This is a genomic window from Agrobacterium tumefaciens, assembly GCA_025559845.1.
Classification (GTDB): Bacteria; Pseudomonadota; Alphaproteobacteria; order Rhizobiales; family Rhizobiaceae; genus Agrobacterium.
This window is the reverse complement of sequence record CP048470.1, coordinates 1,066,030-1,081,937: the sequence shown is the minus strand read 5'-3', so window position 1 is coordinate 1,081,937 and position 15,908 is coordinate 1,066,030. Positions and strand designations below refer to the sequence as shown.

Annotated in this window: 16 protein-coding genes; 5 read left to right on the top strand and 11 right to left on the bottom strand. The window is 57.5% G+C overall.

Going from position 1 to position 15,908, the window contains the following annotated elements:
* Nucleotides 1–5: 5 nt before the first annotated feature.
* The 11 genes from FY156_21345 to FY156_21295 all read right to left on the bottom strand — a co-directional run bounded on the left by FY156_21345 (nucleotide 6) and on the right by FY156_21295 (nucleotide 12,436).
* Nucleotides 6–1,217: an MFS transporter gene (locus tag FY156_21345; protein ID UXS04055.1), complete on the bottom strand. Its 1,212-nt coding sequence runs from the start codon at nucleotides 1,215–1,217 to the stop codon at nucleotides 6–8.
* A 93-nt stretch (nucleotides 1,218–1,310) separates the two neighbouring features.
* Complete coding sequence (locus tag FY156_21340; protein ID UXS04054.1) at nucleotides 1,311–2,558, bottom strand: oxalate decarboxylase family bicupin; 1,248 nt, start codon at nucleotides 2,556–2,558, stop codon at nucleotides 1,311–1,313.
* Between the two features lies 1 nt (nucleotide 2,559).
* Nucleotides 2,560–3,027, bottom strand: coding sequence for a hypothetical protein (locus FY156_21335; GenBank protein UXS04053.1), 468 nt, complete (start codon nucleotides 3,025–3,027; stop codon nucleotides 2,560–2,562).
* A gap of 242 nt (nucleotides 3,028–3,269) precedes the next feature.
* Nucleotides 3,270–3,476, bottom strand: coding sequence for a hypothetical protein (locus FY156_21330; protein ID UXS04052.1), 207 nt, complete (start codon nucleotides 3,474–3,476; stop codon nucleotides 3,270–3,272).
* 58 nt (nucleotides 3,477–3,534) lie between these two features.
* Entirely contained in the window at nucleotides 3,535–3,909 is a 375-nt protein-coding gene (locus FY156_21325; GenBank protein ID UXS04051.1) for a response regulator, read from the bottom strand.
* 90 nt (nucleotides 3,910–3,999) lie between these two features.
* Nucleotides 4,000–4,632 carry a response regulator transcription factor gene (locus FY156_21320; protein ID UXS04050.1) on the bottom strand — a complete coding sequence of 211 codons (633 nt, stop codon included), beginning with the start codon at nucleotides 4,630–4,632 and terminating at the stop codon, nucleotides 4,000–4,002.
* Complete coding sequence (locus FY156_21315) at nucleotides 4,625–6,205, bottom strand: two-component sensor histidine kinase (GenBank protein UXS04049.1); 1,581 nt, start codon at nucleotides 6,203–6,205, stop codon at nucleotides 4,625–4,627. The genes FY156_21320 and FY156_21315 overlap by 8 nt, the downstream gene beginning before the upstream one ends.
* 195 nt (nucleotides 6,206–6,400) lie before the next feature.
* Nucleotides 6,401–7,990 (bottom strand): MFS transporter, encoded by a 1,590-nt coding sequence (locus FY156_21310; protein ID UXS04048.1) that lies wholly within the window; start codon nucleotides 7,988–7,990, stop codon nucleotides 6,401–6,403.
* Nucleotides 7,987–9,087: an HlyD family secretion protein gene (locus FY156_21305; GenBank protein ID UXS04047.1), complete on the bottom strand. Its 1,101-nt coding sequence runs from the start codon at nucleotides 9,085–9,087 to the stop codon at nucleotides 7,987–7,989. The genes FY156_21310 and FY156_21305 overlap by 4 nt, the downstream gene beginning before the upstream one ends.
* 5 nt (nucleotides 9,088–9,092) lie before the next feature.
* The gene (locus tag FY156_21300) at nucleotides 9,093–9,926 is read right to left on the bottom strand and encodes a nitrite transporter NirC (GenBank protein UXS04046.1); all 834 of its coding nucleotides are present in this window, start codon (nucleotides 9,924–9,926) and stop codon (nucleotides 9,093–9,095) included.
* A gap of 215 nt (nucleotides 9,927–10,141) precedes the next feature.
* Nucleotides 10,142–12,436 carry an FdhF/YdeP family oxidoreductase gene (locus tag FY156_21295; GenBank protein UXS04045.1) on the bottom strand — a complete coding sequence of 765 codons (2,295 nt, stop codon included), beginning with the start codon at nucleotides 12,434–12,436 and terminating at the stop codon, nucleotides 10,142–10,144.
* 433 nt (nucleotides 12,437–12,869) lie between these two features.
* Here FY156_21295 and FY156_21290 point away from each other — a divergent pair, with 433 nt between their 5' ends.
* The 5 genes from FY156_21290 to FY156_21270 all read left to right on the top strand — a co-directional run bounded on the left by FY156_21290 (nucleotide 12,870) and on the right by FY156_21270 (nucleotide 15,692).
* On the top strand, nucleotides 12,870–13,388 hold the full coding sequence (locus tag FY156_21290; GenBank protein ID UXS04044.1) for a DNA starvation/stationary phase protection protein: 519 nt from the start codon (nucleotides 12,870–12,872) through the stop codon (nucleotides 13,386–13,388).
* 1 nt (nucleotide 13,389) lies between these two features.
* Nucleotides 13,390–14,370 (top strand): alpha/beta hydrolase, encoded by a 981-nt coding sequence (locus FY156_21285; GenBank protein UXS04043.1) that lies wholly within the window; start codon nucleotides 13,390–13,392, stop codon nucleotides 14,368–14,370.
* A 73-nt stretch (nucleotides 14,371–14,443) separates the two neighbouring features.
* Entirely contained in the window at nucleotides 14,444–14,620 is a 177-nt protein-coding gene (locus FY156_21280; GenBank protein UXS03187.1) for a hypothetical protein, read from the top strand.
* A 44-nt stretch (nucleotides 14,621–14,664) separates the two neighbouring features.
* The gene (locus FY156_21275; protein UXS04042.1) at nucleotides 14,665–15,174 is read left to right on the top strand and encodes a redoxin domain-containing protein; all 510 of its coding nucleotides are present in this window, start codon (nucleotides 14,665–14,667) and stop codon (nucleotides 15,172–15,174) included.
* Nucleotides 15,171–15,692: a thioredoxin domain-containing protein gene (locus FY156_21270; protein ID UXS04041.1), complete on the top strand. Its 522-nt coding sequence runs from the start codon at nucleotides 15,171–15,173 to the stop codon at nucleotides 15,690–15,692. Before FY156_21275 ends, FY156_21270 begins: the two co-directional genes overlap by 4 nt.
* Nucleotides 15,693–15,908: the final 216 nt, after the last annotated feature.

Sequence of the window (15,908 nt, the reverse complement as noted above, 5' to 3'; positions counted from 1 at the left end):
CGCCCCTATTCCTTGATGGTGGAACGGCGCGGGGCGCGGTGGTCAAGAAGCCGGATAGCCAATGCAACGAGCGCGAGCAGGGCACCCAACACGCTGACACCACTCCAGCCCGCCTGTTCCCACGCGAAAGTGGCAAGTGCCGCGCCTGCTGCGCCACCAAGGAACATGGAGGTCATGAAGATCGTGTTCAACCGGCTACGGGCCTCAGGTTCCAGTGCATAAACGATGTGCTGGTTCGAAACGAGCGTGCTCTGCACACCGAAGTCGAGAACGATCACGCCGATTATCAGTGCGGCAAGGGAGCCCCAGAGACCGAAGATGGCCCAGGACAGAAGGGTCAGCAGCACACCGATCCAGACCACGAAATGTGGACCGCGCCGGTCTGCGATGCGTCCTGCCAGGGGGGCGGCAAAAATACCGACAGCGCCGATGATGCCGAAGAGACCGGCGACATCTGCGCCCAGATTGAAGCGCGGCGTCTGGAGATAAAATGCAAGGATTGTCCAGAAGGCCGTGAACGAGCCGAAAAGCGCTGCCTGCATCAGTGCGGCGGTGCGCAATTGCCTGTGCCTGCTCCACAGATGCGCCAGCGAAGCGATGGCGCGGTGGTAATGCATTCTGGAGGTCGGCCGGTGTTCGGGCAGGGTAAAGAACATCAGAACGGCAGCGGCCAGCGAAAGCGGGACACTGATCCAGAACATTTCCCGCCATCCGGCATGCTGACCAACGAAACCGGAAAGAGTTCGGCTGAAAAGGATGCCGCTCAGCACACCGGCCATAACGGTGCCGATCGTGGAGCCGCGCTTTTCCGGCCTCGCCAGGCTCGCTGCAAAGGGTACGATCTGCTGAGCCACGGTTGCGCTTGCACCAACCAGCAGCGAAGCGCCGACGAGGAACCATGCCGAGGGCGCGATTGCTGCGACAGCAAGCGCAGCGCCCAGGACGATGAATTGGCCAATGATGAGCTTTCGCCGGTGAACGATATCGCCGAACGGCAAAAGGAAAAACAGGCCGAGGGCGTAACCGAGCTGTGTCGCGGTCGGAACCAACCCCGTCACGGAAGTTCGACCGAGATCGGTCTCGATGATGCCAAGCATGGGTTGATTGTAATAGATATTCGCAACGGCGACGCCGCTGGCGACCGCCATGGCGTAGAGGGCGCCCCGACCGAGACCGTCAGCGACATGTTGGTGATGGGACGAGGTGCTTATGTCCATGGTGTCTTACCTTCGCTCAGTTGCAAGCGTGTCTTGAATGGAAAACCGGCGGATCGGCCATGCAGAAACGCCGGTGGGAATATCGAGGACCATTCAACCTGGCATGATCGCAGGCTGGTTCGCCGGGAACTTCGCCAGATCGTCGAGGCTGATGTTCAGGTGTTGGGCTACCAGTGCCGGCGGGGTATGGGTCAACCACGAGGAGAGGCTGACCTCCTGATATTCAGCGGTCTTGAAGACTGCGACGAACTGGAGATCGGTCTTTCCGGTGTTTTCGATGATGTGGCCCTGGCTTCGCTTGACGTATCCAATGTCGCCGGCGCGAAAGTCGGCAGTCTGGCTGCGCGGACCTGCGTCGAATACCGTCATCCGTCCCTCACCCTTGATCCAGTATTGCCACTCATCCGCGTTCGGATGCCAATGCATTTCCCTGACAGCGCCAGGTTTGATGGTCTCGATGGCAGCGGCAATCGTCTTGGAAACTGTAAAGACGCTGCTGTCGGCCAGTTGAATGACGCCGGCTGCATTTTCCTTGAGAGGTTTGGATGCCGCCAGCTTGTAGGTGAAAGGAAAAGGCGGCAGGCCGGCGCCGGCAACGGCTTCCTGATCTACCGATAGAGGACCGGGCTCCTTACCCTGAAAAATCCAGAGATCCTGAAGTGGAATATTGCGAAAGGCATCCTGCGGAACACCGAAGTTCTTGGCCAGCAGGTCGGGAGCGGTATGGGCGAGCCAGTCGGTCAGCAGCAAAGTGCCGTATTCGGATTGGTCGCCTTCATCGAAGACGATAACGAATTCGCACCCGTCGGGCCCAATACCCTGCAGCGAATGCGGGAAGCCGGCCGGAAAATACCAGAGGTCACCGGCCTCGACATCCTGCACATAGGCGCGACCCTGCGTATCGAGCACAGTGATGCGGCACTGCCCGTTGGTCATGATCGCCCATTCGGCAGCACGATGCCAATGCATCTCCCTGATCCCACCTGGTCCCAGACGCATGTTGACGCCGGAAACCGCGTCGGAAATCGCAAAATCCGATTTCGTCACCTGACGTGCCCAGCCGCCATTCTGAATGCGTTTTGCTGCGTTGTTGAATGATCCCCAGAAGAGCTGCATATCGCCGACATCGGTCGCGGGTGGATCCTGGAACGACGGAAATTCGCTGTTGATAGCAGGGTTCTTCGGTCCCGGATCGGTCAGGCTTGCGGCATTGGCGTTGATGGCACCTTCGGCCGGTTGGTCCGGATTGCCAAACGATGCTGCCTTTGCGGTGCTGGCGGCAAGCGCGGTGCTGCCGATGGCGCCGATGGCAAGAACTGCGCGTCTTGATAATGTTTCCATCTTAGAAATCCTTGTTCATGGCGATTTGGGACGAGGCTTCGATAAGGCGTGGCTGCGAAGCCAACTGCAGTGTGGCGATCCGGTCGATCAGTTCCGCATTGAAAAGCCGGTGTTGAAGTTGGCAGAAGGTTTTGGGGTCGAGCGTTTCATGGCGATCGGTTTTTTGAGCAGCGCGCGTCGCGATGCAGGACGTTTTGTCCAGGGTCGGAACAGGCTGCGCCTCTGCGGTCGTATCACCGTCTCCCGTCGTGGAGACGGACAGGCCAGCCAACCGGTCGATTGTCTGTGGTGCGACAATGTGGAATGCGCTGGCTGATGCGACGTCTTCCGAAGCAGCAAGAGCCGGTTCGGTGTTCCTGATCAGGAAAGCATTGCCCGCGAGCACTGCTACCGCGCCCAATGTCAAAACTGCCGCGACTTTGAGGGGACGAGGCTTACGCTCGTCCGCATTCTTGCTGATGGAGGTCATGCCGTGCTCCACAAAAAGGGTGATGGTGTCATGAGGACCAGCCCTTGGGGGCGCCGCTTGACTGGAGCAAAGGCTACGGTGCGGCGGAGGCGTCGGCATCTATACAGAGGTCTAGTTTGTATGTGCTGAAGTGTTAGGGATCGATCCGATCAATGGAATGCCGCAGCCTCAACGGCAATGCGTGCCCAGACGGTAAGGCCTGAGCATGAGAGAGCGATTGTGTGTTGGGGATCAGGATACGGTCAGGGCGAGGGGAGGGCTGCCTGTACCGTCTTGGAAGGTCGATCCAGATGTTCAGCCGTCAGGTGGTCCAGCATTGGCATCGATCCGTTCCTCTCGACTTCGCAGCGAAGCGTATAGGACTGGTTCGACTGGCTGCTGAAAAGATTGGCGGATAGAGAAAGAACGCCGTTCTTTTCGGAGATCTGCAGATTTGACAAGGACAGCAAAGACTCTACTCCTCTTCCATGAACAAACGTCGGTTGGCCATTGGCGTGGTGGTGTGGATCAGGACTGCTGGCCGAGGGCGGATTCCAGGCAGCCGATCAAGTTGCCGATATTGACGGGCTTGCGAAGAAAGGCAAAGGCGCCACCGCTCAAGGCGGCATTGCGTGTCCGGTCATCCTCATAGGATGTCACGAAGATCATCGGTGGATGATTGCCACGCCGGTTCAGTTCGCTCTGCAGTTCGATGCCAGAGAGACCTGGCATTTTCACATCCACGACAATGCAGTCGATTGCCGCGTGCTGCTCGAATTTCAGGAACTCCTCTGCAGAGGAAAACAGGCGGCATTCGTAACCGAAGGACATGATGAGGTCATCCATGGCTTCACGGATAGCCTGGTCGTCGTCAACGACGGCGATGATGGGTACGGGGGGCAATGAGGCGACCTTTTCTGTTTTTCTTTATATCTTCTATGCGCCCGCGCCGGTTTAAATGATACCATACTAAGATACAGGTGGTTTGTGCTTCTAACCAAGCAACTCCGCTTTTCTGACAAGATCAGCAACGGATCTCGCCTCCATTTTGCGCATGACGTTGCCTCTGTGCAATTTCACGGTCACTTCGCTGATTCCAAGCTCGTAAGCGATCTGCTTGTTCATCAGGCCGCGAACGACGGCGCCCATGACCTCGCGTTCTCGTGGTGTCAGTTGCTCGGCAAGAGACGCGACAGCCTCGTTCTGGGCGTTCTCCAGCCGTCGCGAGGCATCGCGTTCCATGGCGGTCGCGACAGCATCGAGAATGTCCTGCTCCTTGAACGGTTTTGTCAGGAAGTCCACGGCGCCAGCCTTCATTGCCCTCACACTCATCGGAATGTCGCCGAAGCCAGTCATGAAAATGATCGGCATCCTGTTGCCGATGCGATCCATCTGCATCTGGAAATCAAGGCCGCTGATCCCGGGAAGGCGCACGTCCAGCAGCAGACAACCATGCCGGTCGAGATTGGCTTTCTCAAGAAAAGCCGCCGTGCTTTCGAAGGCTTCGGCGTCGAATTTCATGGACCTGAAAAGATCAGTGAGAGCCTCTCGCATGGATATGTCGTCATCGACGATGAACACGACCGGCGAAGGCGGTTCCTTGGATATCTTGCGTGCTTCAGGCATGCTCAACCTCCGGGCTGATTGGCATGGAAATGGCAAAAACCGCGCCACCGAGAGGGTGGTTGTCGCCATCAAGCCGCCCACCGCGTGCTTCCAATGTCGTGCGGCAGATGGAAAGCCCCATTCCCATACCTGTCGCCTTCGTCGTGAAGAACGGCGAAAACAGCTTTTCCTTTATTTCTGCGGCAATGCCAGGCCCGTTGTCGCGAACAATGACGCGAATGGTATCGGCGTCCTGACTTTCCTTTCGAACGGTTATTGTGCGATTGCCAATGCCCGCTTCGTCCATGGCCTGAATGGCGTTGGTGAGCAGATTGATGAGAACCTGCTGCAGTTCAATCCTGACGGCCTTGACCGGCGGCGTGGTTTCCTTTTCGACATTGACGGTCGTACCGCTGCGTTCCAGATCGTGCTCGAGGAGACCGAGCGTCTCGTCAATGAATTCGTCCAACTCAAAGGTTTCGAGCTTGCCACCAGTATGAGCCAGCATGCTTCTGGTGTTCTCAATGATCTCGCTGGCGCGCTGGCTGTCGCGGATCATGCGTTCGGCCGAACGGCGTGCCGCAGCAAGATCGGGTGGATCGCGATCCAGCCAACGCAGCAATGTCTGCGCATTGACGATGATGGCGCCGAGTGGCTGGTTCAGTTCGTGAGAGAGTGAGGCGGACATGGCCCCGACGGTCGCGGCTTTTGAGGCTTTCGTCAGTTCGGCCTGTGCCTCGGCGAGAGCCTTGAGCGCCATTTCGCGCTGGGTGATGTCGACCATGCTCACCACCACCCGATTGAAGGAGGAGGATTCCGCCGGAAAACTGATTGAAAGAAGCACCAGCCTGTCTTCGCCGCCAACAGTGCGGACGACCACCTTGTCTTCGAAAACCCGCCTGTTATCGACAATGGCTTGCAGCACATCCAGAAACTTGTCGGGTGCGGAGACAACCGACTGCTTTAAGGTGCCGCTGACGGAGGAATCGTAACCGAGCATCTCCTTGCCGGCTTCGTTCGAGGCAACGACGGTGATAAGATCGATGCACTTCTGGGTAAATCCCGGATTGGCGCGGGCATGAGCGCGCATATCGACAATACCCTGCTGTTTGAGATCCACGAGCAAAGTATGAAGCCTGGAGTAGTCGCGTTCCCACAGCGCCACGCGCGTGCGGTCGAAAATCGAGCGGTATCGTTCTTCGCTTTCCTTCAGTTCGGCGTTGATCGACAGCAATGCCAGACGGGCGGTTTCCGTCTTCAGCAGCAACATTGTCGTGACTGCCAGAGCCGATAAGGCGACGAGAAGGCGCAGTGCGGATTGCAGGTCTGCATCCTGTGCGTGCGTCATGGCGTATGACAATAACGACAGGATGGCGCAGGCGAAGGAGATTGTGATCAGTGCAGATCGCGTGATTGCCTGAGCGGCCAAAAGCATCGTGATCACGTAGAGCACGGCGATTGCGCCTTCGATGTCGGTATAGGTATCGACATAAAAGACGGCAGCAGCCAATGCCAGGGCTCCCAGACCGAAGGCGAGATGATGGGCTCCGCCTTCCGGTTCGCGAGAGCGAAATATCGTTGACGCAATCGACATTGTTCCCCCGATGCGATTTTTCACGACAATACGTTTTTTCGAGCACAACCTAACCTATACATTGGTCTGGGTCGGACGCGTTCCTGCACGCAAGGATATCGGGAATATTGCGCCGCGGTATTGAAAAATACACTCCATTTTTGGATGAAAGCGTTCCGGGTGAAGAGAGCAGATGCCGACTTTTCGGTCTGTACCTCAGGTTTTCGGGCGTTGCTGGTGCTCATAGTCGGGATGAAGGGGGCCAAACGGCATTTTTCCCATGAATGCCACCAGTGCAAGACCTGCCACAGCGGCAACGAAAGACAGCATGAACATGTCGGAATAGGCCAGAACATAAGCCTGAGTCCGGATTTGCGATGCGGTGAGAAGCAAGGCGTCAAATGTGCCGTGACTGGACTTGCCGAAAACCGTCTGGAGCCGCTCCATCCACATATGCAGTTCAGGCGAACCAGCGCTCACCTTCTGGCTCAGAATGGCGGAATGGAATTGTTCGCGTTGCCGCAGCCATGTTGTCATCAGGCTTGTTGCCAGCTCGACGCTGCCCAGTCTGATGACCTGAATATAGGCGGAAACCGCTGTCGCACGTTTTGGGTCGGAGTTGGCGATCAGATAAACGACGGTCGAGAAAAATGCGAAAGCCTGGCCAGCGGTATAAAGAAGAACCGTTGGCTGAAAATTGTCCGGTGACCAGTCGGCTGTCACGCGAACGCCGAAGAGCGTCCCGGCCGCCATGAGAAGAAGCCCGATGATGATGCCAATGCGGGAATCGAAACGGCGTTGAAGAATGATGGCCGCTACCGTGAAGAGCAGCACCGGTATGACGGCGCTTGTAAAATAGAGGCTGGAGATGGCGATGGGCCGTAATCCGCCGACCGTTTGCAAAAAGCCGGGAACCGCGATCGCGCCACCGGCACTGCACAGACTGAAGCAGATGATGACTGCATAACCCAGGCCGATGTTGCGTGACAGAATGACACTGGCATGTGCCCAAGGGTGTCTGACCAGGCTTTCATTGAGGAAAAAACCGACAGCCAACACACATCCACCCGCGATCAGTGCGCTGATCGTTCCAGATTGGAACCAGTCCAGCCGGTTGCCTTGGTCCAGGCCGATATAGATCAACATCATCGCCGTTCCGAGCAGCATCATGCCACCCCAGTCGGCGTGTTCCAGCAGACCGATATCGATCTTTTCTTTCGGGGCCGCGACGATCAAAAGTAGCGCGATGAGCGGTGCAAGGATCACATCCTGCCAATATAACCATTGCCAGCCAAGGTAGTCGCCATAGATGCCGACGAGCACGAAACCGAGGCTTTGCGACAGGGGAACACGCAGCGCATAAAGCGCAATGCCGATCAGCCAGTATCTTGTCGCAAGATTGCGGAAGACCACCATCAGCGTTGCGGGGATGAAAACCCCGAGCAGCAGTCCTCTGACGGCATGCAAAACGAGCAGAGCTGTTCCTCCCGGCACCTGAGGAATTGCCCAGGACACCACGGCATAGGCCAGTGCGGAGGGGATCATGATACGGCGTATGCCGAACACCGTGACGAGCCAGGCAATTGCCGACGAAACGAGGATTTGGGGTGAATTGGCGATGGTGTTCAGCCAGGAGGCTTCGTCGGCACTAAGCGAATACGCACCGCGCAAATCCGGGAGCCCGACGGCGAAGACACGGGTGTCGAAGCCGACGACAAAAGACGCCAGCAGAAGCGCTGCAACGATGAGCACAGGGCGACTGGCGTTGATGCCGCTCGTGACAGGTCCGAAGATGCGCGTTGTCATCGCCGAGATATGTCTTGATGAGAGGTATCGACCGTGACGATGGCCGACATTCCCGGTTTCAGCAGGTCGATCTCAGGTTGGCCCGGTTCAAGTTCGATGCGGAGTGGAATGCGTTGGACAACCTTTGTGTAGTTTCCGGTGGCATTGTCGGCTGGCAGTAGTGCGAAAATTGCTCCACTGGCGGGTGACAGCGCGGCGATCCTTCCGTGGAGTGTCTTTCCGGGAAATGTATCGATGGTCACGTCTGCACGGTTGCCCGGCGCCATATGGGCAAGTTGGGTTTCTTTGAAATTCGCCGTAACATAGACATGCGGCAGGGGAACTTCAGAGACGATCCCGGAACCTGCATTGACGACATCGCCCTCGTGAACGAGTTTGCGGCTCAGCACTCCGTCAAAAGGGGCTGTTATGCGTGTGTAGCTTCGATGGATCAAAGCCGTCTGCAGGTTGGCGCGAGCGCCGTCCGCCTGAGCCTCAAGAAGCGGCAGTTCCCCTTGAAGAACCTTTAGTTGTGCCTGCTGTTGATCAATGGCAGCCGAGCTCGATTTCACCGCGGCTTCCGCCTGCAGGAACGCCGATTGAGACTGTTGACGCTGGTGCTCGGACGTCGCGACACCGAGATCATTCTGTCGCTGCAGTTCTGCGCGTGTCTGGGTCTGTTGCGCCAGTGCCGAGGCATTCTGCGCTTCAGCGACCCGGATGACCGCCTTCTGCAATTCAACCTGATTGGAAAGGTTAGCCACCGAGGCGTTCGCCGCGTCGAGGGTTGCCTCGGCAGCGCTCACCGCCGCATCATATTCGCTGGGGTCTATTTCAGCCAGAACCTGCCCTTTGGCAACCTTCTGGTAGTCCGCGACAGGAAGGCTTTTGAGAACGCCGCTGATCTGCGCGCTGAGCGTTGAAACATCGGCGCCGACAACGGCATCGTCGGTTGTCTGGCTGGCGGCATCCGCAACCCATTTGCCCCAGTCACTGATTGACCATGAGACGCAGGCCATGACGGCTGCGATGGCAAACAGCGGGATTGTCAGCCGCCTGATGCCGGCTCGCGTCATGGTGGGTGTCGGGGGAGGAGAAGGATCGTTCCGGTCATTCATCGACGTTACGCCTTGTTGCGGCCCGCGCGGGCTTTATCGCCAAGTGCTGCGGGCACAGGAACAAAGGACACGTGACCACTGCTGCGGAACTGCACCCAGTAACCGAGCGCCATGAAGACGGAGCCACCGACGAGGTTGCCGAGCGTGACCCAGACAAGGTTATGTACTGCACCGGAAATCGTGACATTGGCGGGATGTTCGCCCAACAATGCCATCGAGAATGTGAACATGTTGGCCACGGAGTGTTCGTAGCCGGCGGCCACAAATATGGTAATCGGCCAGAAGATCAGCATGATCTTTGCTGCTGCATTTTCGGTGCGTCCTGCCATCCAGATTGCCAGACAGACCAGCCAGTTGCAGAGGATGCCACGGGCGAAAAGCTCGGTCGATCCGGCAGACATCTTGGCGGAAACGGCTGCGAAAAACGCCGCACTGCCATCGCCGAGCAACACGCCGCCACCTGCCATGTGGAACAGGGCGGCAAGAAGAACCGCGCCGACGAGATTGCCGAGCCATGCGCTGCACCAGACGAGGAACACGTCTGCAATGCCCGATCGCCCCATCAGGAACGCGAGAGGCATATACATTGCCGTTCCCGTGAACAGTTCCGAACCGGCAAAGACCACGATTGTCAGCGCGGAGGAAAAGACCGCTCCCATCACCAGATGGCTCCAGGCGGGATCGACGTGAGCACTGACGGTGAACATCAGGATATCGCCGAAACCGATATAGGCACCGGCCATGGCCGCGCCCGTAAGAAAGGCGAAAAGCTGTTTTCTTACCACTTGCGCCTTATGGGCACCCGACTCGGCGAAACCTGTTATGGAATCCTCGTACATGACAAAACCTCGCATCTGACCGCCTGAAGATCGGCCACGTTTTTGATGCGATCAGGCTAGTCTCTCGATTTCACGGGCTGAATCATACCAAGGTGTAGTTGGGCCATCGGAATGGACAGGTTTGCGGGAGATGGCGAGACACCAACGAATGAAACCCCGTCACCATCGCGACAGGGTTTCGAGTTGAAACGGGGGCCGGTGAACAATCCGATATGTCAATCGCTTGCCGCAGTCACGGTGACCGGGACACCCTTGTAGGAAGGTGTGCCGGACAGCCGGTCGTAATGGCTGAGCGCGACGACGGCGTTCATCTCGGGATAATACCCAGCAGCCGACCCCCTGGGGATGTCGTAGGCAATAGCGGTAAAGCCCTGTACGAGATGTTTTCCGGTGTCATCTGCGACGAGGCCATGAATATCGATCCTGTCTCCGTCCTTCAGGCCGCGCGTTGCAAGGTCGTCCTTGTTCATGAAGATAACATCGCGGCGACCGAACACGCCGCGATAGCGATCGTCCATGCCATAGATCGTCGTGTTGTATTGGTCATGGCTGCGGATTGTCGTCAGCACAAGCGCATCGGGATTGCCGATCCTTGGATCTTCGTCGAGCCCGGCTGAGATCAGAAAGTTCGCCTTGCCGCTTTGCGTGTTCCAGCGACGAAAGGAAGCGGCGACATCAAGGCGGAAGCCTCCCCGCACCCGCACCCTCCTGTTGAAATCACGGAAGTCGGGGAACACCTCTTCGATCTTGTCACGAATGCGATCGTAGTCTGCGATCAGCCAATCCCAGTCGATGCCGTGGCGGTTGCCAAGCGTTGCCCTGGCAATGCCGGCAATGATGGCCGGTTCGGACTTCAGCAGTTCCCCTGGCGGGTTGAGAAAACCGCGCGACGCATGAACCATTGACATGGAATCTTCGACGGTGACGGCCTGTGGTCCCGAAGCCTGCGTGTCGAGGTCTGTGCGTCCGAGGCATGGCAGGATGATGGAGGTTCTGGCGGTCAGCAGATGTGAGCGATTGAGTTTTGTTGCGATATGGACAGCAAGATCAAGCCTGCGCATGCCCGCAAATGTCACACCCGGGTCGGACATGGCAACGGCGAGGTTTCCGCCAAGGCAGATCAGCGCTTTCGATTTTCCAGCCGCGATCGCTTCGATGGATTCAATGGCGTTATGGCCTTTTTCCCCGGAGGGTCTGAAGCCGAAAGCGCGCTCCATTCCATCGAGCAGCGCCTTGTTGGGAATTTCGGTAATGCCGACGGTTCGGTCTCCCTGCACGTTGGAGTGGCCACGGATCGGAGCTATTCCGGCACCCTCGCGGCCCACATTGCCACGAAGCATGAGGAGATTGGCAATCTGCTGCACGTTGCCTGTGCCCTTGGCGTGCTGGGTGATGCCCATGCCGTAACAGATGATGACATTGGAGGCATTTGCGTAAATCCGGGCAACGCTTTCGAGCGCCTCTTTCGTCAACCCGCTGACGGAGCAGATCGTTTCCCAGGACGTGTTGTCGATATCGGTGTGAAGCGCTTCGAAGCCTGCTGTGTGTTCTGCAATGAAGGCACGGTCGAGGACACCCTCGCCACCTGCTGCCAGGCTTTCGGCATCCATGTCGAACACCGCTTTCATAATGCCTTTGAGGGCGGCCAGATCGCCGCCGGTGCGAACCTGATGGTAGGCGGAGGCGATTTGCGTGGAAGACAGTGTGGCCATCTCTACCGGGTCCTGCGGGGCGGCAAACCGTTCCAGCGCCCTTTCCTTCAGCGGGTTGAAGACGACGATCGGCACGCCCCGCCGGGCAGCATTGTGCAACGTCGTCATCATGCGCGGATGATTGGTGCCAGGGTTGTGACCGAAGCTGAAGATGGCATCGGCGTGGTCAAAATCCTCCAGCGTGACGGTGCCCTTGCCGACGCCAATCGATTTTGGCAGGCCGACACTGGTCGCTTCATGGCACATGTTGGAACAGTCCGGAAAATTGTTCGTGCCATAAGCGCGGACAAAAAGCTGGTAGAGAAACGCTGCTTCGTTGGAGGCGCGGCCAGATGTGTAAAATTCGGCTTCATCCGGGCTGTCGAGCTTGTTGAGCTCCTGGGCGATCAGGCTGAAAGCATCATTCCAGTCAATCTGCTCGTAGCGATCGGTTTCGGCGTTGTACCGCATCGGAACGGTGAGGCGGCCGGCATCCTCCAGATTGTGATCGGTCCATTCCCACAGTTCGGAAACGCTGTGCTGTTCGAAGAATTCCGGTCCCGATCGTTTGGCGGTGGATTCCCATGTAATGGCCTTGGCGCCGTTTTCACAAAACTCGAAGGATGAGGTGTGTTTTGGATCAGGCCATGCGCAGCCAGGACAGTCAAAACCTTCAGGCTGGTTCGCCTTCAGTAATGTCATCGTACCCTGCGCGACGATTTGCTGGTGCGCGAGCGTCTTGGCGACAGCTTTCAGCGCTCCCCAGCCACCGGCGGGTTGATCATATTGTTCGATACCTTCCGGGCGTTGATCTTCCATCTCTGCAACTCCTTGAAGCTTCACCGGTGTTGAGCGGGGTTTCTGCGCGCTCAAAATAGCTGCGATCGCGCGGGGTAAACATAATACCCAAGCATAGGTTGCCAGTTTTTCGCAGGTTCTCGAGGCGAAAAAAAAGGCCGTCTCCGGGCGGCGGAAGACGGCCTTGGCGGATCGAGGGGATGATCCGCGGCTCCGGAGGAGGGGAGGGACACCGGAGTTGTTGGCTTTGACGAGCCAGTCGCCTTCGAGGGGGAGGCGATGACCAAAAGCTACGCCGTGCCGGGATTTGTCGAAACTACACTTAGGTATCGGATCGACTGTACCAGCAGCCGATTTCTCCGGACCCCTGCTTCTACCTATCCTTCAGGCAGATCAGACAGCAGCAACATGAGCGCTCAGCAACGAGCCGTCATTTGCTCAAAGGAGAAAGATCATGGACACGATCACAGCTACCAGACACCGCAAGCTTCCACTGGCAACGCCAACCGATCTCGGCGCTGATGCGACCCGGGAAATCTCCGCTGCGCTGACCGCGCTGCTGGCGGATGTTTTCACGCTCTACCTCAAGACCAAGAATTTTCACTGGCATGTTTCCGGACCGCATTTTCGCGATTACCACACGTTGCTCGATGAGCAGGGCGCGCAGATTTTCGCGATGACGGACGACGTTGCCGAACGTGCCCGCAAAATTGGCGGCACGACCATCCGTTCGATCGGCCATATCGGGCGCCTTCAGCGCATTCTGGATAACGATGCCGAATTTGTCTCGCCGGAGGACATGCTGGCCGAGCTTCGTGAGGATAACAAGCAACTGACAGCGATCCTGCGGCAGACGCACACACTGACGTCGGAACACAATGATCACGCCACGACCAGCCTGATTGAAAACTGGATCGACGAGACAGAGCGTCGCACCTGGTTCCTGTTCGAGACGACGCGCCGTGAGCGGTGAGATGATCGAAAACCCAATCGAACTGGCAATTTCCAGACGGCATGTCCTTCTGGCCGGTGCCGTCCTTTCCACCGCGATGACCGTGCCGTCGCTCGCTTTTTCAAAAAACACCCAAACACCGAACGAAGGAGTATTTCCCATGACCGGATCATTCGTAAAAACCAAAGACGGCGTAGAGATTTTCTACAAGGATTGGGGTCCGAAGGATGCCCAGCCGATCGTTTTCCATCACGGCTGGCCACTGTCGTCCGACGACTGGGATGCCCAGATGCTGTTTTTTATTCAGAACGGTTATCGTGTCGTTGCCCATGACCGCCGGGGTCATGGCCGTTCACAGCAGGTCTCCGACGGTCATGATATGGACCACTATGCAGCTGATGCCGCAGCTGTCTTCGAGCACCTGAACCTCAGGAATGCCGTTCATATTGGCCACTCGACGGGTGGCGGCGAAGTCGCACGCTACGTCGCCAAATTTGGCCAGCCTCAGGGACGCGTGGCAAAGGCTGTGCTGGTGTCTGCCGTTCCTCCGCTGATGCTGAAAACCGCCTCTAACCCAGGCGGTTTGCCGATCGAAGTGTTTGACGGTTTCCGCAAGGGGGTCGCTGACAACCGGGCCCAGTTTTTCGTCGATGTGCCGGCCGGCCCGTTCTACGGTTTTAACCGTCCGGACGCCAAGGTCTATCCCGGTGTGATCCAGAACTGGTGGCGACAGGGCATGATGGGCAGCGCCAAGGCTCACTATGATGGCGTCAAGGCTTTCTCCGAAACCGACCAGACCGACGATCTCAAGGCAATCACTGTACCCACGCTCGTCTTGCACGGCGACGACGACCAGGTCGTGCCGATTGCAGATTCCGCAGAACTGTCGGTCAAGCTTCTGAAGAATGGTACGCTGAAGGTCTACAATGGCTATCCGCACGGTATGCTGACGATCCACGCGGATGTCATCAATCCCGACCTTCTTGCCTTCGTGAAGGCTTGAGGATCTGAAAAGCGCCGCTGCCCGCGCAGAAAAACGCGGGCAGCGGAGCTTCCCTGGTGATGAGGAGCTGCCGATGCGGTTGAAAACACCTTGTGACGATCCCGCTCTTCGAGACGGCATCGCAAGCCTCCCTGAGATGGAGGATATCCAGCTTGAACTTCCCTTGCTGCAGAACGCTCCCGAGGATCAAGCGCTTCTCGTCGAAGAAAAGCCGCATCCTCTGGCATCCGAAACCATCATCCGGATTTGACCGCAGGTTCCCGCATGCATGTGGGCCATAGGAGAAATGAAATCATGTCTGAACATAACGCTAGCAAGGCGCTTTCGGCGGGAAACCGCGCTCCCGCATTCCGCCTGCATTCGACGCCGGACCAGACTGTAGCGCTGGAGGATCTTCAGGGAGCGCCGGTCATCTTGGCCTTCTATCCGGCCGACTGGAGCCCGGTCTGCGGTGACCAGATGGTGCTCTACAATGCCGCACTTCCGGCGTTTCACGCTCGCGGCGCACAACTCATCGGCATTTCCGTGGATGGTGTGTGGTGCCACGCGGCATTTGCCGCAGCCCGCAACCTGCATTTCCCATTGCTGGCCGATTTCGAACCGAAGGGCGAGGTCGCGCGCCGCTACGGAGTTTACCGGGATGCGGACGGAATAACTGAACGCGCCTTGTTTGTGATCGATGCCGGCGGTGTCATTCGCTGGAGTTACGTTTCTCCTCTCGGCATCAACCCCGGTGCCGATGGTATTCTTGACGCACTTGATGCCATCGCTGCTGTTCCTTCTCTGCAGGAGATAAACGCATGAGCCGGCTCACTATTCCCGTGAATGAATACGACCATGTCCAGGGCTCACGCTCCGCCACCGTTACGCTGGTGGAATATGGCGACTATGAGTGCCCCTATTGCGGCGAGGCCTATCCTGTTCTCAAGGCTGTCCAGAGCGCTATGGGAGACGAACTGCTGTTCGTATTCCGCAACTTTCCTTTGGCCGAGATGCATCCACATGCCATGCGTGCCGCCGAATTTGCCGAGATAGCGGCGAGCCACGGACTTTTCTGGCAGGCCCACGACCTTCTTTACGAAAACCAGCAGGCCCTGACGGATGGAGATCTGCGCCGTTATGCCGACGTTTTGGGTTTTCCTTCTTCGGACACCGCACAGATCCTGGCGCGTCGTTTCGACCGCAAGATCGAGGATGATTTCCAAGGTGGTCTCAGAAGCGGTGTGAACGGCACACCGACCCTATTCATCAATGGCCTGAGGTATAATGGCCCGCGCGATGTCGAGAGCCTGGTCACGGTTCTAAGGCAGGTGGCTCGCTGAAGTTTCCAGGTCGCACGTGCGATATGCTTCCCATGTTTAAGCCCAGCAGCTGCGACAGATACATGTGGTTGGATAGGAACTATCCTTATTCCACAGCGTTTGCATCACAGGAGTTTCACTGTGTCAAACGGACATGACAGCGCCGAAGAACATCAGGATTTTTCCGTTTTCTCCTGATGGCCAACGAAACGGCAGACGAGCTTCTTACCTGTCCAG

Coding starts and splice junctions, on each gene's coding strand:
- FY156_21345 (UXS04055.1), bottom strand. CDS start 1,217: ATGGACATAAGCACCTCGTCCCATCACCAACATGTCGCTGACGGTCTC.
- FY156_21340 (UXS04054.1), bottom strand. CDS start 2,558: ATGGAAACATTATCAAGACGCGCAGTTCTTGCCATCGGCGCCATCGGC.
- FY156_21335 (UXS04053.1), bottom strand. CDS start 3,027: ATGACCTCCATCAGCAAGAATGCGGACGAGCGTAAGCCTCGTCCCCTC.
- FY156_21320 (UXS04050.1), bottom strand. CDS start 4,632: ATGCCTGAAGCACGCAAGATATCCAAGGAACCGCCTTCGCCGGTCGTG.
- FY156_21315 (UXS04049.1), bottom strand. CDS start 6,205: ATGTCGATTGCGTCAACGATATTTCGCTCTCGCGAACCGGAAGGCGGA.
- FY156_21310 (UXS04048.1), bottom strand. CDS start 7,990: ATGACAACGCGCATCTTCGGACCTGTCACGAGCGGCATCAACGCCAGT.
- FY156_21305 (UXS04047.1), bottom strand. CDS start 9,087: ATGAATGACCGGAACGATCCTTCTCCTCCCCCGACACCCACCATGACG.
- FY156_21300 (UXS04046.1), bottom strand. CDS start 9,926: ATGTACGAGGATTCCATAACAGGTTTCGCCGAGTCGGGTGCCCATAAG.
- FY156_21295 (UXS04045.1), bottom strand. CDS start 12,436: ATGGAAGATCAACGCCCGGAAGGTATCGAACAATATGATCAACCCGCC.
- FY156_21290 (UXS04044.1), top strand. CDS start 12,870: ATGGACACGATCACAGCTACCAGACACCGCAAGCTTCCACTGGCAACG.
- FY156_21285 (UXS04043.1), top strand. CDS start 13,390: ATGATCGAAAACCCAATCGAACTGGCAATTTCCAGACGGCATGTCCTT.
- FY156_21280 (UXS03187.1), top strand. CDS start 14,444: ATGCGGTTGAAAACACCTTGTGACGATCCCGCTCTTCGAGACGGCATC.
- FY156_21275 (UXS04042.1), top strand. CDS start 14,665: ATGTCTGAACATAACGCTAGCAAGGCGCTTTCGGCGGGAAACCGCGCT.
- FY156_21270 (UXS04041.1), top strand. CDS start 15,171: ATGAGCCGGCTCACTATTCCCGTGAATGAATACGACCATGTCCAGGGC.